Source organism: Fodinicurvata fenggangensis DSM 21160, assembly GCF_000686045.1.
Classification (GTDB): Bacteria; Pseudomonadota; Alphaproteobacteria; order Kiloniellales; family DSM-21159; genus Fodinicurvata; species Fodinicurvata fenggangensis.
This window is the reverse complement of sequence record NZ_JMLV01000008.1, coordinates 43,380-58,331: the sequence shown is the minus strand read 5'-3', so window position 1 is coordinate 58,331 and position 14,952 is coordinate 43,380. Positions and strand designations below refer to the sequence as shown.

Below are 14,952 nucleotides of genomic sequence, written 5' to 3'. Positions count from 1 at the left end.
GGGCCGATAGGTTTGAGGGGCCCATCATGCACGTGAGGGCGGTGCGGTAAATCGCTATTGCCGTATTTCTGGCATGCGGGCCAAGAGCTGAGGCCGCGAGCGTTCAGTCGATCAGTTCGGCGACGGCATCCAGGTCTTCCAGCTCGTCGAGCGGCGGGCTGTCCGGGTACTCCTGCGGTATGCCACCGCGATTGACCCAGGTTGCGCGAAACCCGAAGGAAGCGGCGCCAGCAGCGTCCCAGGGGTTTGACGACAGAAAGACCACCGAACCGGGACTGACGGAGAAATGATCGCAGCCCATCTGGTAGACACGCGGGTCAGGTTTGTAGATCCCGATCTCTTCTATGGAAAGGACGGCGTCCAGCAGATCGGATAGGCCGGCTGTCCGGACGGCCGGTTCGAGCATTTCCGGCGCGCCATTCGACAGGATGGCCGTCCTGATTCCTCTTTCCTTCAGCTCCTGCAGGCAGGTCACGGCATCGGGATAGGGCTCCAGGTTCAGGTAGGCCTGCAACAGCTCGTCCCGGATCATTTCATCGCGCACGCCGTACACCATCAGCGCGTGGTCCAGGGCACGCTGGGTCAGTGTCCAGAAATCCCGGTGATGCCCCATGAGGGCATGGACCCATGAGTATTCCAGCTGCTTGCTGCGCCAAAGGGAGGATATCGCGCCTGCTTCCGGCTCCAACAGGTCCGCGTGACGGGCAACGGCGGAATGGACATCCAGGAGAGTGCCGTAGGCATCGAAAAGACAGACGGTCATGGAAAGCTCCTTCAGTGGCGGCGATCAACTGCGGCCCTCAGCTTGACAGGCTGTGCCCGGCAAGTCATAGCCCGAAAGGCTGCCTTGGTGCCACAAGGCAGCCGTGAGCAAAACCGACAGGCAAGGTGATGACGGACCGGGAACTGCGCAGCGCGATCATACAGGCCTGCCTTGAAATGAACAGGAACGGTCTGAATCAAGGCACATCGGGCAACATCAGTGCAAGGCTCGAGGCTGGCCTGCTCATAACGCCGAGCGGTCTGCCTTATGAGGCTCTTCAGCCTGAAGACATCGTTTTCCTTGATATGCAGGGACGGCCCGAGGGCCGCTGGAAGCCCTCCAGTGAATGGCGCTTCCACAGGGATATCCTGCACGCGCGTCCGGAAGCGGGCGCCGTGGTACATGTCCACTCACCCTATGCCACGGCGCTTGCCATTCTGGGTCGCGGCATACCGGCCATTCACTACATGATCGCGGCTGCCGGCGGTCCGACCATTCGCTGTGCGCCCTATGCCACCTTCGGCAGCGAAGCGCTTTCACAGTACGCCCTGGAAGCCCTGGAAGGACGCTCCGCCTGCCTGCTGGCCAACCACGGCATGATTGCCGTGGGAGCGGATCTGGCAAAAGCCCTGTGGTTGGCAGGTGAAGTCGAAACCTTGGCGCGCCAGTATCATGCCTGCCTGCAGGTGGGAGAACCTGTTATCCTGTCCGATGCGGAGATTGCTCGTGTGGTCGAGAAGTTTCGTTCCTATGGGCCGAAAGCCCAGGACACTGCTCCACCGACGTCGGGCTGATCGTTCCCCTAGTCGTTCCAAGGAGGTGCCATGCCCCGCTTAGCAGCCAATCTTTCCTTCATGTTCACGGAATGGCCGTTTCTGGAGCGTTTCGATGTGGCGGCAGCCTGCGGCTTCACAGGCGTCGAATATCTCTCGCCCTACGATATTCCCGAGCAGGAACTGGCGAAACGGCTCAAGGACGCAGGCTTGCAGACGGTGCTGTTCAACCTGTCGCCAGGGGACAGGGATGCGGGCGAGCGCGGGCTGGCGGCCCTGCCCGGACGTCAGGCAGAGTTCCGGGAAACGCTTCAGCAGGCGTTGGAATATGCAGCGATTCTGGACTGCCGGCAGCTCCACGTCATGGCTGGCATCCCTCATGCCGATGAGCCGCATGCGGTTTGCCGCGAGGTCTACCTCGACAACCTGCGCCAGGCGAGCGAAGAGGCCGCGAAGGCGGGGTGTCGATTGCTGATCGAGCCGATCAACCAGCAGGACATGCCGGGGTATTTCCTCAGCCTGCAGGAGGACGCCATGACGTTGCTGAGCGAGGTTGGCGCGGACAATCTGGGCCTGCAGTTCGACCTCTATCATTGCCAGATCATGCAGGGCGACCTGGAAAGGCGCCTTCGCGCACAGATGCCACAGATCTTCCACATCCAGGTGGCCGGGGTGCCGGGACGCCATGAGCCCTCCGTGGGAGAGGTCAAATATCCCTATCTTTTCAATGTAATGGATGAGCTTGGCTACGACGGCTGGGTTGGCTGCGAGTATCATCCGCTCGCCGGGACGCTCGAAGGGCTGGACTGGGCGCGGGCGTATGGGGTTTCTGCCCGCTTGCCCGGGTGAAAGGAGCGCTTACATTAGTCTTCATGAAACGCCTCATCACGATTGCCGCTGCCTTTCTGTTTCTGGGCGCTTGCAGCACCTCGCCCTCGGTCTATGCACCGGCCGCGGACGGGAGGTATGGCTATTCAGAGCAACGGCTTGAGGAGAATCGCTACCGTGTTTCCTATGCCGGGAACAGTGCGACGTCGCGTGAAAAGGTCGAGGACTATCTGCTCTATCGCGCCTCGGAGCTTACCCTGCAGACCGGCCACGACTATTTCGTGATAACGGCCCGGGATACCGAACCGCGCACCTCCTATTACGGCACTGGCTCTCCCTATGCCGGCTGGCCGCCGGGTTATGGCTTCTACGGCTATGGTGGCAGCGGTTTCGGGTTGGGTCTGTCCACCAGTACGACCCGCCCCGTCACGCGCTACAGGGCGTATGCCGATGTTGTCCTGCATCGCGGCGAGAAGCCGGAGGGGAACAATTGGGCCTACGACGCGCGGGATGTCATGGACCAGCTGGGGCCAGGAATCGTACGCCAGGTTGAAAATTGACCCATTTGCCCTCGAAACGTCACGGATAATCCATTCGTCAATACAGTGTCCTGATCCCAAATGAAGGTTTCGCCGTCACCACTGAATGGCGGCGATGCAATCGAACCAAGCAATTGAAAAGGTGCAGACATGAATTGGGATACTATAAAGGGCGACTGGCGCCAGTTTCGTGGCAAGGTCAAGGAGCACTGAGGCAAGTTGACCGACGATGACCTGGACGTGGTCGACGGAAAGCGAGATCAGCTGGTTGGACGTATCCAGGAGCGGTATGGCCTTGCGCAAGAAGAAGCCGAAAAGGAAGTGCGGGCATGGGAGGAACGTTCCTGACCGTTGCTTTAGAATGCTATAAGTGTTTTTCAACGATAAGTAATCGCCCTGGAGCAGGTTCGTGCTTCAGGGCGATTTCTGTCGGAGTCCAGCCCTTTTCCCGCCGAGGCAAAAGCCCTTGGGAAAGAAAATTCTCTGATGGGCCTTCTCCGGCGAAGGCAGTTTTCCGGGCCTCTCGGGCCACCACCCTTCTGTCCGATTACCGCCAGCCCATGTCGTTTCTTGAAAAGACGCTGTCGTTGCCTATTATACTGTGACATAAATTAGACAGGCTGACGGGACAGACCGTAGCAGCGAAGAAAGACTGACAGGGTATGACAAGCGGTTTGGAAGCGCGTTCCAGAGAACCCCATACCGTAGTCCTCTCCACATCTGTGTATTGCAGGCGCTGGGTTTTGCGCATGCGGCTTTCTTTGTCTCTCGCCTGAACGGAAAACTGAATATCGGAAAAGCCGTGACAGACAAGCTAACTGTAAAGAATCTCTTCAAGGTCTTTGGACCGAACCCTGAACAGGCGATCGAGCTGGCAAAGCAGGGTGTTGCCAAGGATGAAATCTACCGTCAAACCGAAAGCGTGGTGGCCGTCAACGACGTTTCGCTGTCCGTCAAGGAACGGGAATTGTTCGTTGTCATGGGACTGTCAGGCTCCGGCAAGTCGACCTTGATCCGTTGCTTCAACCGTCTGATCGATCCCAGCAGTGGGGAAATCCTAGTCGATGGCGAGTCCTTGACGAACGCCAGCGACGAGGAACTTCGGCAGTTACGCAAGAACAAGATGTCGATGGTCTTCCAGCACTTCGCGCTCTTTCCGCACAAGACGGTCTGCGAGAATGCCGAGTATGGCCTGAAGGTACGCGGTATACCGCGTCGCGAACGGCGCGAGAAGGCCATGGCGGCACTAGAGGCTGTGGGGCTGGATGCCTGGGCGGATGCCTATCCGGACAACCTGAGTGGTGGCATGCAGCAGCGCGTGGGTCTGGCGCGCGGCTTGGCCGTGGATCCCGAGGTTCTGCTGATGGACGAACCCTTCAGCGCTCTTGACCCGTTGATCCGCCGCGAGATGCAGGATGAACTGGCGGGCATTCAGAGCAAGTACAAGACCACCATCATCTTCATCACCCATGATCTGCACGAAGCCCTGAAGCTGGGCAATCATATTGCCATCATGAAGGATGGCCGCTTCGTTCAGGTCGGGCCACCCGAAGAGATCGTGACCGCACCGGCAGATGACTACGTTGCAGCCTTCACTCATGATGTGGACCGCGGACGCGTCCTGCGCGCCGAATCGATCATGGAAGCACCGGTGACACTGCAGGCCGGCAAGGACACGGCATCCAGCGCAGTGGCGCGCATGGATGAGGTTGGCCAGGATTGCCTTTATGTCGTGGACGAGAAGGGCCAGCCCGCTGGTTACGTTCGCCGGGACATGCTGGCCGAGATACCGGGCGATACCAAGATTTCCAGCGCGATGGAAAGCAACTACCCGCAGACCGATCCCGGTCGGTTTCTTTTTGAACTTTACGAGCAGTGCGCAGAGGGGGTCCCCGTGGCTGTCCAGTCCGAGGACGGAAAGTTCCTGGGCGTCGTGCAACCCTCACAGGTCTTCACCGAACTGGTGAGCGAGGAGTCGACGGCAGGAAGCCAGGACAAGGCTCCTGCAGGCGCCGCACAGTAGAGCCGCTTTGGCACGGGTATCCTTGCGCAAGAAAATACAGCCGGAGAATATGAGTTATGGCGAACGGGCCAGATAACGAACAGGCAAGTGGGTTCGGCAAGTTCATTGCAGATCTGCCGGAGTCCCTCAGCTTATCCTATTACGACACACTTCCCCTGGACGACTGGATCGAATGGTTCGTCAAGGATTTCCTCGTTCCGAACTTCCGCCCCTTTTTCCAGGCCATTCAGTGGCCGGTGCATCAGGTGCTAACGGGACTGGATGTTTTCCTGCAGGGCATCCCCATGCTGCTTTTCGCGCTGATTGTCGCGCTTTTCGCGTGGCGTGTGGCCGGCAAGGGGATCGCGATCTTCACGCTGATTGCCCTGCTGTTCATCGATCTGATCGGAATGTGGGAGCCGACCATGACCACCTTCTCGATGGTGCTCACGGCCGTCATATTCTGTGCTATAGTCGGGATTCCCACCGGGATTGCAGCTGCCAGGAACGATCGCTTTGCGACGAGCTTGCGGCCTGTCCTGGACATCATGCAGACGATTCCGCCCTTTGTTTACCTGGTGCCGATCGTCATGCTGTTCGGGGTCGGCCTGGTGCCGGGCGTGATCGCGACTATCATCTTTGCGCTGCCGCCCATAATCCGCTTCACGAACCTGGGCATTCGCCAAGTCCAGTCGGAAATGGTCGAAGCCGGTTTCGCCTTCGGGGCCACGAAACGCCAGGTGCTGTGGGACATTCAGGTGCCCTTGGCCTTGCGTACGATCATGGCGGGCCTAAATCAGACTCTGATGCTGGCGCTGTCCATGGTGGTGATCGCCGCCTTGATCGGCGCCGGCGGGCTGGGCGAGACGGTGTTTACCGGCCTTGGACGCCTGGACGTTGGACGGGCGGCCATTGGTGGTATCGGCATCGTGCTACTGGCCATTGTCATGGACCGCATTACCCAGGCGATGGGTGAGGGCGAATCCGAACGGAAAGAAAACTGGACCTTCACAGGCGCATTCAAACGCGTTTTCATGGGGTCGAAACAAACTGCCGGACAACGGCAGTGAAGAAATAGAGATGGAGCGGCGGGCCTTCGGGCCCGTGTTCCCCTAGGGTTTCTGTATGTGAAACGCCGGATAGTACCCGCAAGGGAAGCCACTACAGGAATGGCAGCGGGACTATCCGATCACCTTCAAACGAGGAGGACCAAAATGAAATACTGGGACATCGCAAAAGCGGCCGGGCTGGCGACGGCCATCACTGTCATGGGGGCGACTGCAGTTACGGCGCAGGACGAACCCGGTGATGGCGTGAGCGTCAAATCCGCCCGCCCGAGTTGGGATACCGGTTGGTTCACCACCGAAATCTACAACGAATTGCTCCGTGAACTGGGTTACGAAGTGTCGGATCCCGTCACGCTGGACAACCCGGCGTTCTATCAGTCGGTTGCCCAAGGCGACGTCGACTACTGGGTCGAGGGCTGGTTCCCGCTGCACAACACCTACGAGGACACCTTCACCAACGGTGCCGAGGTTGTCGGCATGGTCGCCGAGGGCGGTGCGCTCCAGGGCTATCTGGTCGACAAGAAAAGCGCCGAGGAGTACGACATCACCAGCCTTGAAGACTTCAAGCGCGACGAAGTCAAGGAAGCCTTCGACAGCAATGGCGATGGCAAGGCCGACATGGTTGCCTGTCCGCCGGGCTGGGGCTGCGAGACCGTGATCGAGCATCATCTGGATGCCTATGACCTGCGCGATCACATCAACTCCATCAAGGCCAGCTACAACGCTTCCATGGCTGACGCCATCAGCCGTTACAACAGCGACGAGCCGATCTTCTTCTACACCTGGACGCCGAACTGGACGGTCGGCGTGCTGGAGCCGGGTGTCGATGTGGTCTGGATCGAGGTCGATCATCCGGATCTGCCGGAAGACCAGAAGGAGCTTGAGGACGCCACCGAGATGGCTGGTGTCGAAGGCTGTGTCGACGACCCCTGCCAGATGGGTTGGCCGGCCAACGATATTCAGCCTGTGGCCAACAGTGAGTTCCTGAGCGAGAACCCGGCTGCTCGTACCTTGCTGGAAGAAGCCTCTATCCCCATCGGCGACATCTTTGCCCAGAACGCGACGATGAACGAGGGCGAGGACAGCGAGGACGACATCAAGCGTCACGCCCAGGAGTGGATCGAGAACAACCGCGACGCGGTCGACGGTTGGCTTGAGGAAGCACGCGCCGCTGCCAACTAAGCGGTACGCTTCAAGCCTCATGCAGACAAAGGGGCGGAGTTGGTCTCCGCCCCTTTTTTGCGAGCGGCCTTTCCAGCTAGAGAGGCCGCATTTCAACCCGCCAAGGCTGTTCCAGGCTCTATTGGCGGGTCTGTCCTATAACCAATAAAAGAGGACCAAGATGAATTACTGGAAGATTGCAAAAGCCGCTGGTTTGGCAACAGCCATCACTGTCATGGGCGCGACTGCGGTTGCAGCCCAGGACGAGCCCGGCGACGGAGTGAGTGTCAAGTCTGCACGTCCCAGCTGGGATACCGGATGGTTCACCACTGAAATCTACAACGAGTTGCTCCGTGAGCTGGGCTACGAAGTGGCCGATCCCGTAACGCTGGACAATCCGGCGTTTTATCAGTCCGTTGCCCAGGGCGACATCGACTACTGGGTCGAGGGCTGGTTCCCGCTGCACAACACCTACGAGGACACCTTCTCCAACGGTGCCGAGATTTCTGGCATGGTTGTCGAGGCTGGCGCCCTTCAGGGGTATCTGGTCGACAAGAAGACGGCCGAGGAATACGACATCACCAGCCTTGAGGACTTCAAGAAGGACGAGATCAAGGAACTCTTCGATGCCAATGGCGATGGCAAGGCCGACATGGTTGCCTGCCCGCCGGGCTGGGGCTGTGAAGAGGTGATCGAGCATCATATGGATGCCTATGACCTGCGCGATCACGTCAACTTGGTGAAGGCCAGCTACAACGCGTCCATGGCCGACGCCATCAGCCGTTACAACAGCGACGAGCCGATCTTCTTTTTCACCTGGACCCCGAACTGGACCGTTGGCGTTCTGGAGCCGGGTGTCGATGTGGTCTGGCTGGAAGTGTCTCACGCGGACCTGCCCGACAACCAGAAGGAGCTTGAAGATGCAACCGAGCTCGCCGGTGTTGTGGGGTGTGTTGATGATCCCTGTCAGATGGGCTGGCCGGCCAATGACATCCGTCCGGTTGCCAACAGCGAGTTCCTGAGCGAGAACCCGGCTGTCCGGACACTGCTGGAAGAGGCTTCCATCCCCATCGACGACATCTTTGCCCAGAACGCGAAGATGAATGAGGGCGAGGACAGCGAGGACGACATCAAGCGTCACGCCCAGGAGTGGATCGAGAACAACGCCGACACGGTTGACGGTTGGCTTGAGGAAGCACGCGCCGCTGCCAACTGAGCAACGGTCAGCTTTCCATAGTTGATCCAGATAGGGGGCGAAGCCTGGCGGCTTCGCCCCCTTTTCTTGTTTCGGCAGCGTTCCGGACAACAAAAAAACGGCGGCCCCGCTAGGGACCGCCGTTTCTTCTGGCTGGCACCGGCCCCGAAGGACCGGCTGCAGCTTCTTGCTTACTCGACCTGAAGGTTGGCAGCGGCCTTCTTGCCGCGCTCCGTCACGATCTCGTAGCTGACCTGCTGGCCTTCATTCAGGCTGTTGAGCCCGGCGCGTTCGACGGCGCTGATGTGGACGAAAACGTCCGGGGCGCCGTCGTTCGGCTGAATGAAACCATAGCCCTTTGTGGTGTTGAACCATTTAACCGTACCGTTTGCCATGTTTAGGCCTCCTTTTGTACGCAATTAGAAATCAGGCAAAACGTCCAATGGCGTTCGCCGCGCACAACCTCGATTTTTGGATAGCTTGAAGGGGCCTCTTGGAGAAACGCCGGTAGCAGTGGCCAAAACTCAGATTGCAGAAAGCATCAAGCGCTAGAACGCGGAGAAGGTCAAGCATTTATATTCAGGGGCCCATGACGGGCAGGTGGGACAGGAATGTCTCTTACGCAGGTGGGTCCTTGATTTACGATGGCCTGTCACGGAAAGTGCAGCCCATAAATCAAGGAGGAGCAGCCCCGATGGCCAAGTATCGCATCGCCGTGATCCCCGGAGACGGGATTGGCAAGGAAGTCATGGAAGAAGGTATCCGCGTGCTCGATGTCGTGGGGGCACGATGCGGAATCGAGTTCGAATGGGATCATTTCGACTGGAGTTGCGAACTCTACCACCAGACGGGCCGCATGATGCCGGAGGACGGGCTGGAGCAGATTGCCGGGCACGACGCCATTTTCCTGGGAGCAGTCGGCTTTCCGGGGGTCCCCGACCACATTTCGCTCTGGGGCCTGCTGATCCCCATTCGCCGTCGCTTCCGCCAGTACATCAACCTGCGGCCTGTTCGCCTGCTGCACGGTGTGGCCTCGCCATTGGCCAATCGGCATCCGGGCGATATCGACTTCTATATCGTACGCGAGAACAACGAAGGTGAGTATTCCGAGATCGGTGGCCGTCTTTATGCCGGCACAGATGAGGAAATGGCGGTCCAGGAGAACATCTTTACCCGCAAAGGGGTGGACCGAGCCCTGAAGTATGCCTTCGAACTTGCACAGCAACGCCAGCGGAAACACGTGACCTCGGCCACCAAGTCCAACGGCATCATTCATACCATGCCCTATTGGGACGAACGCTTCGAGGAAATGGCGAAGGCCTATCCGGACATCACCACCGACAAGTTCCACATTGATATCCTGACGGCGCATTTCGTGCGCAACCCCGACTGGTTCGATGTGGTGGTGGGCAGCAATCTGTTCGGCGACATCCTGTCCGACCTGGGGCCGGCGGCGACCGGAACCATCGGCATAGCGCCCTCAGCCAACCTGAATCCCGAGAAGGAACATCCCTCCATGTTCGAGCCGGTTCACGGTTCGGCTCCGGACATCGCCGGGCAGGGCATCGCCAATCCCATCGGCCAGATCTGGTCCGGGGCAATGATGCTGGATCATCTTGGTGAGCTCGAGGCGGCGCGCTTGGCGGAGCGGGCCTTTGAGACGGTGCTGGCGGAAAGTCAAGTGCGGACGCCGGATATGGGCGGCAACGCCACCACCCAGGAATTCGGCCTGGCCATCGCGGAATCCGCAGCGCGGATCCAGTTGTAAATCTGTGGGATGGCCGCGGCGTTGGGCCTCACGCCTCGTCTTCCGGCCAGGTGACGATATGCTCCTCCCAGTCCTCTTCGGGGACATCGGTTTCGGAGACAATGCGTCCGCGCGCGGAGATGCCGGCTTCGTGCACGCTTTCCGCGCGTCCGCTGACCAACGGGTGCCAGTCGTACAGCGGCTTGCCCTCGTCAATCAGGCGATAGGCGCAGGTGGGCGGCAGCCATGACAGTTCTGATACCGCTCTTGGCGTCAGGCTGATACATCCGGGTACATAGCGCCGCCGGTTCGCGTAATCGCTGCAGCGGCACGTGCCCAGGTCGAGCAGTTTGCAGGCAACGTCGGTATGCACAATCTGCCCATCGTCCGGGTCTTGGAGTTTGTTCAGGCAGCATTTCCCGCAGCCGTCACAGAGGGCTTCCCACTCCTCGTGGGTCATCTCGGCCAGCGACTTGCGTTCCCAGAAGGGCAGGTTCTCATCCATGATCGAGGCCATTCCTAAACTATGAGGCCAAGTTACGCATTCCCTCTGTCTGCAGCCTGATTTCGCCGAAGAGGTGACCCGGGCTGGAAGAGTTCCTTCTATGGAAGAGCTTTGAGGCTCTGCGTCAGTGATGCGCTCGCTGTTGCCCTGTATGAAAAGATTTGCTTCTGCCTCTAGGGCAGTTCGTGGCAGCGGCCTATAGCGAACTTCGGGCTGCGTCGCAAAGGATTCCACCATCTGTCCACTCCTCTGCCTGTTCGGAGGACTACGCTGGCCCACGATGGCAGACCGACTGTCATGCAATCTTCATGAGGACGCAATAGCGGCGTCGCCAGGCTGTGCTATCGCTTGCGGCCATGACGAGAAGGGGGAGCCTCGCCATGGCAAATGCTGGCGCAATCGAGATCCGGAACCTGACGAAAACCTTCGGGCGCGACACGAAAGCGCTCAACGGCGTTACCTTCTCCGTAGAACCGGGAGAAATGGTGGCGCTCATCGGTGCTTCGGGGTCCGGGAAGTCAACGCTCATCCGTCATATTGCCGGCCTGGTGCAGCCCGATGCAGGGGTGCGCAGCGAAATCACCGTCAATGGCGCGCAGGTGCAAAGCAATGGCCGCATCGATCCGCACATCCGGGCTGTTCGAACCCAGGTCGGGATGGTCTCGCAGCAGTTCAATCTGGTGCCCCGTCTTTCCCTTCTGACCAATGTCTGCCTTGGTGCGCTTGGTCGTATCCCGAAATGGCGCGGCAATCTCGCCCTGTTTCCGAAGGAGGAGCGCGTCCACGCAATGGACGCGCTTGACCGCGTCGGCATGGCTCGCTTTGCAGGTCAGCGCTCTTCCACGCTGTCGGGCGGCCAGCAACAACGCGGTGCGGTGGCCCGGGCCTTGGTACAGGGCGCACAGGTTCTGCTCGCAGATGAGCCGATCGCATCTCTCGATCCCCGCTCGGCACGGTCCGTCATGCAGACCATTGCCTCTTTGAACGCCGAGGACGGCATGAGCGTTCTCGTTTCGCTGCACCAGGTCGACTACGCCGTTCGTTTCTGTCCACGCACCATCGCAATGAGCGACGGGCGTATCATCTTCGACGGCCCAAGTCGCGAACTCACCCCGAGCTTTCTTCAGGAACTCTATGGTGAACGCTCGGACGAGGTGATCCTGGGCTCGGCCACGGCGCTCGACGAGCACGCTCCTGACAACCCTAAGCCACATGATCCCGCCAGCCCTGAATTGCAGGACGCGCGCGTAATGGCGTGACGTGGGGCGTCCCTTCACGCCCCTTTTCTATGATTAACAGCAAAAGGAGAACCCGATCCCATGAAATCCATTCTCGGACTCACCGCTATTTCCGTCATGCTGGCTGCGCCCGCGATGGCGCAGGAGTACCAGCCGCTGGAAGAAGATCCGGAGACCCTGGTCTTCGGAATCATTTCCACGGAATCGACCCAGAATCTGCGTCGCCAATGGGAACCCTTCCTTGATGACATGGAAGAACAGCTCGACATGGAGGTCGAATCCTTCTTTGCCTCGGACTATGCCGGGATCATAGAGGCCATGCGTTTCGGCCAGGTGCACGTTGCCTGGTACGGCAATGCCTCGGCCATCGAGGCTGTCGATCGGTCCAATGCGGAGATCTTCGCGCGCCAGGTCAAGGAAGACGGAACCGAAGGCTATTATTCCCATATCCTGACCCATGCCTCGAACGACGAATGGGAAACGCTCGAGGACATGTTTGAGCTCTGCGGAGAAGGCCTCGATTTCGGAATTGGTGACCCGAATTCCACTTCAGGTTTCCTCGTTCCCACCTACTATGTTTTTGCACAGAACGAGGTGAGCCCCGAGGAATGCTTCGAAACGGTGCGCAACGCCAATCACGAGACCAACCTGATGGCGGTGGCCAACGAGCAGGTCGACTTTGCGGCCAACAATTCGGAGCAGGTCGCGCGCAGCCAGGCCAACGCTCCGGAAGCCGCCGAGAACGTGAAGGTAATCTGGACCTCTCCACTCATTCCCTCCGACCCGATTACCTACCGCGCCGACCTCAGCGCCGATCTCAAGAACAGCATTCAGGCCTTCTTCCTGTCCTATGGTCGCCTGGGACCAGACGCAGAGGAGGAGCGTGAGGTGCTGGCGAACATGACCGATGGGCTCGGACCCTATCGCGCTTCGACGAATGCCCAACTCTATCCCATCCGCGAGCTCGATCTCTACTCCCAGATCCTGAAGCTCGAGAACGATGAACGGATGGACGCGGCGGAAAGGCAGGAGCGGGTCGAAGAACTCGAGGCCGAACTCGAGCGTATCCGCATTCTGGCGAGCGCAGGTTCCTGAATCCACGCGCTGGATTACGAAACGCAAGGACCTTTTCCGCAAGGAGCAGAGGACAGGCCCTGTTCCTTGCGGCTTCTTTCGGGTCCAGGCAAACGACAGGTTTCACCATGGCACAGATCGACATTGCATCTGGGGACGCAAAACGCGGCACAGAGGCGAGGCGTCAGGTTCCTCCCCCGCCACCGCGCGATGTGAGACGGTCTCTCTTCCACTGGCTGCTTTGGGGAATGCTCGCCCTGCTTCTCGCTTGGTCGTGGGAGGGCGCGGACATGCGTCCAGGCGATCTGGTACGCTATTCCGGGAACATGTGGAAGTTCGCTTCCGGCTTCTTCCCGCCCGATTTCTACGAATGGCCGACCTATGCCGAGGAGATGGTCGTTACGGTGCAAATCGCGCTGTGGGGGACAGTGCTTGCCGTCGTCTGCTCTATTCCTCTCGGAATCCTGTGTGCGGAGAATGTGGTTCCCGTATGGGTTTACCAGCCGATGCGTCGGCTCATGGACGCAGCGCGTTCGATCAACGAGCTTGTCTTTGCCATGCTGTTCGTCGTGGCGGTCGGGCTGGGTCCTTTCGCCGGCGTGCTGGCGCTGTTCATCCACAATACGGGCATAATCGCCAAGCTTTTCTCTGAAGCGGTGGAATCGATCGATCCGCGGCCCGTGGAGGGTGTTCGAGCCACCGGCGGCACCGGGGTGCAGGAGGTGATCTTCGGGATCATTCCACAGGTCATTCCCCTCTGGGCGTCCTATACGCTCTATCGCTTCGAGACCAATGTCCGCTCCGCTACCGTGCTCGGTATCGTCGGGGCCGGAGGAATCGGGCAGACGCTGTGGGAAGCGATCCGCGGCTTTTATTATGCCGAGACAGCGGCCATCATGATCATCATCCTCGCCAGCGTTACCGTGATCGACCTTATCTCCCAACGGTTGCGCCGCGCCTTCATCTGACGAAGCGACACCTCTTCGCAAGAGCGAGCGCCTTCCGTTCAGGAGCAGCTTGATGCAGGCTGCGCTTCCAATCCTTCGTTTGGCACTCGGCAGTTCTCCAAAAGCCAAGCGTAATCGGTGCCGAATACGGCGTTCAGGCGTTCGGCTAGCAGACGCCGGGCGGCGATGGCCAGACGTTCCGGTGCCTGGCCCATCTCACCCTTGCGGGCCATCAGGGTGATGCGGCGCGAGAAGCCGCCGCGGGCGAGCCGGATGACCTGGAGGTGGGGCAACTGGTGGGATTCTTGCAGCAGGCAGAGCGGTGTCGTCAGGCTCCAGCCCATGCCGTTGGCGACGGCGGCCAGATGTCCGGTTGCCGTGTCGAACTCGGCAAAGGCCGGAAGATCCAGGCGAAGGCGGTTGACCTGCCGTTCGATGTGACGGCCGATGGCGCTGCGCAGGGAGTAACGCAGGAAGGGCAGATCCTCGATGAACTGCAGGTGATCGGTCGGTTCTGGGTAATCGGCCGGGAAGACCAGAACGAAGGGTTCACTGAGCAGGAGGTGACGCTCCAGGCCCTCCACCGTCTCCAGTTCGTCCCCGGCGATCACGGCGATGTCCACGCCATGCGTCATCAATGCGTGCTGATGATCCGGCGAAATCCCGGACCAGATGCGCCAGCGCCGCGCCAAGTGGCGGCAGTCGTTGAGCAGAAGCGGACCAATGCTGTTGGCAAAGCTTTCCACCATGGCGAAGGTCAGTGAACTCAGTCCGGCATTGTCATGCCCGCTGCGCGTCGTTTCCACGGCTTCGGCCGCCTTCTGCAGCAGGTGGCGCGTGGCTTCGTAAAGCTCCTCGCCTGCCGAGGTCATGGCCAGCGGCCGTGTGTCCCGGTCGAAGAGCCGTGTTTCCAGGGCAGCTTCGAGATTGGAGATGCTTTGCGAGACCGTGGACTGGGTCAGGGACAGCCTGCGGGCGGCCGCGCTCATGCCGCCGGCTTCCACGACAATCTGGAAGACCCGAAGGTTGCGCAGATCAAAACCCTGCGGAAGTTCCATTGCACTCACCGCTATTGCGCGCGCCCTGCAGACTTGCGGAGCGTGAGAAGTGGCC

General features: G+C 59.7%; 16 protein-coding genes. 12 read left to right on the top strand and 4 right to left on the bottom strand.

Going from position 1 to position 14,952, the window contains the following annotated elements:
• Window positions 1-103 precede the first annotated feature (103 nt).
• Entirely contained in the window at window positions 104-763 is a 660-nt protein-coding gene (locus BP38_RS0111830) for a haloacid dehalogenase type II (protein WP_035725036.1), read from the bottom strand.
• A 128-nt stretch (window positions 764-891) separates the two neighbouring features.
• On the opposite strand from BP38_RS0111830, the gene BP38_RS0111825 reads away from it, so the two are divergent.
• The 8 genes from BP38_RS0111825 to proX (BP38_RS0111790) all read left to right on the top strand — a co-directional run bounded on the left by BP38_RS0111825 (window position 892) and on the right by proX (BP38_RS0111790) (window position 8,349).
• Entirely contained in the window at window positions 892-1,557 is a 666-nt protein-coding gene (locus BP38_RS0111825) for an L-fuculose-phosphate aldolase (protein WP_026987895.1), read from the top strand.
• Between the two features lie 30 nt (window positions 1,558-1,587).
• The gene (otnI, locus tag BP38_RS0111820; RefSeq protein ID WP_026987894.1) at window positions 1,588-2,385 is read left to right on the top strand and encodes a 2-oxo-tetronate isomerase; all 798 of its coding nucleotides are present in this window, start codon (window positions 1,588-1,590) and stop codon (window positions 2,383-2,385) included.
• A 23-nt stretch (window positions 2,386-2,408) separates the two neighbouring features.
• On the top strand, window positions 2,409-2,924 hold the full coding sequence (locus BP38_RS0111815) for a CC0125/CC1285 family lipoprotein (RefSeq protein ID WP_026987893.1): 516 nt from the start codon (window positions 2,409-2,411) through the stop codon (window positions 2,922-2,924).
• A gap of 198 nt (window positions 2,925-3,122) precedes the next feature.
• Entirely contained in the window at window positions 3,123-3,251 is a 129-nt protein-coding gene (locus tag BP38_RS20425) for a CsbD family protein (RefSeq protein ID WP_437123996.1), read from the top strand.
• 454 nt (window positions 3,252-3,705) lie between these two features.
• Complete coding sequence (locus BP38_RS0111805; protein ID WP_155992400.1) at window positions 3,706-4,926, top strand: quaternary amine ABC transporter ATP-binding protein; 1,221 nt, start codon at window positions 3,706-3,708, stop codon at window positions 4,924-4,926.
• 56 nt (window positions 4,927-4,982) lie between these two features.
• The gene (locus BP38_RS0111800) at window positions 4,983-5,975 is read left to right on the top strand and encodes an ABC transporter permease (RefSeq protein WP_081816630.1); all 993 of its coding nucleotides are present in this window, start codon (window positions 4,983-4,985) and stop codon (window positions 5,973-5,975) included.
• 144 nt (window positions 5,976-6,119) lie between these two features.
• The gene (proX, locus tag BP38_RS0111795) at window positions 6,120-7,154 is read left to right on the top strand and encodes a glycine betaine/L-proline ABC transporter substrate-binding protein ProX (protein WP_035725032.1); all 1,035 of its coding nucleotides are present in this window, start codon (window positions 6,120-6,122) and stop codon (window positions 7,152-7,154) included.
• Between the two features lie 160 nt (window positions 7,155-7,314).
• The gene (proX, locus tag BP38_RS0111790; protein WP_051609300.1) at window positions 7,315-8,349 is read left to right on the top strand and encodes a glycine betaine/L-proline ABC transporter substrate-binding protein ProX; all 1,035 of its coding nucleotides are present in this window, start codon (window positions 7,315-7,317) and stop codon (window positions 8,347-8,349) included.
• Window positions 8,350-8,519: 170 nt separating this feature from the next.
• On the opposite strand, the gene BP38_RS0111785 is transcribed toward proX (BP38_RS0111790), so the two are convergent.
• Window positions 8,520-8,723 (bottom strand): cold-shock protein, encoded by a 204-nt coding sequence (locus tag BP38_RS0111785; RefSeq protein ID WP_022729153.1) that lies wholly within the window; start codon window positions 8,721-8,723, stop codon window positions 8,520-8,522.
• A 299-nt stretch (window positions 8,724-9,022) separates the two neighbouring features.
• Here BP38_RS0111785 and BP38_RS0111780 point away from each other — a divergent pair, with 299 nt between their 5' ends.
• On the top strand, window positions 9,023-10,096 hold the full coding sequence (locus BP38_RS0111780) for a tartrate dehydrogenase (protein WP_026987888.1): 1,074 nt from the start codon (window positions 9,023-9,025) through the stop codon (window positions 10,094-10,096).
• Window positions 10,097-10,124: 28 nt separating this feature from the next.
• Here the strand turns inward: BP38_RS0111780 and BP38_RS0111775 are convergent, their stop codons facing one another.
• Entirely contained in the window at window positions 10,125-10,580 is a 456-nt protein-coding gene (locus BP38_RS0111775; protein WP_026987887.1) for a YcgN family cysteine cluster protein, read from the bottom strand.
• Between the two features lie 380 nt (window positions 10,581-10,960).
• Here BP38_RS0111775 and phnC point away from each other — a divergent pair, with 380 nt between their 5' ends.
• The 3 genes from phnC to phnE all read left to right on the top strand — a co-directional run bounded on the left by phnC (window position 10,961) and on the right by phnE (window position 13,860).
• Window positions 10,961-11,839, top strand: a complete 879-nt coding sequence (phnC, locus tag BP38_RS0111770; RefSeq protein ID WP_081816629.1) for a phosphonate ABC transporter ATP-binding protein — start codon at window positions 10,961-10,963, stop codon at window positions 11,837-11,839.
• 60 nt (window positions 11,840-11,899) lie between these two features.
• Complete coding sequence (gene phnD, locus BP38_RS0111765) at window positions 11,900-12,913, top strand: phosphonate ABC transporter substrate-binding protein (RefSeq protein WP_026987885.1); 1,014 nt, start codon at window positions 11,900-11,902, stop codon at window positions 12,911-12,913.
• A gap of 107 nt (window positions 12,914-13,020) precedes the next feature.
• Window positions 13,021-13,860: a phosphonate ABC transporter, permease protein PhnE gene (gene phnE / locus BP38_RS20420; protein ID WP_081816628.1), complete on the top strand. Its 840-nt coding sequence runs from the start codon at window positions 13,021-13,023 to the stop codon at window positions 13,858-13,860.
• Between the two features lie 38 nt (window positions 13,861-13,898).
• On the opposite strand, the gene BP38_RS20415 is transcribed toward phnE, so the two are convergent.
• Window positions 13,899-14,897: a LysR family transcriptional regulator gene (locus BP38_RS20415; RefSeq protein WP_051609299.1), complete on the bottom strand. Its 999-nt coding sequence runs from the start codon at window positions 14,895-14,897 to the stop codon at window positions 13,899-13,901.
• Window positions 14,898-14,952 lie beyond the last annotated feature (55 nt).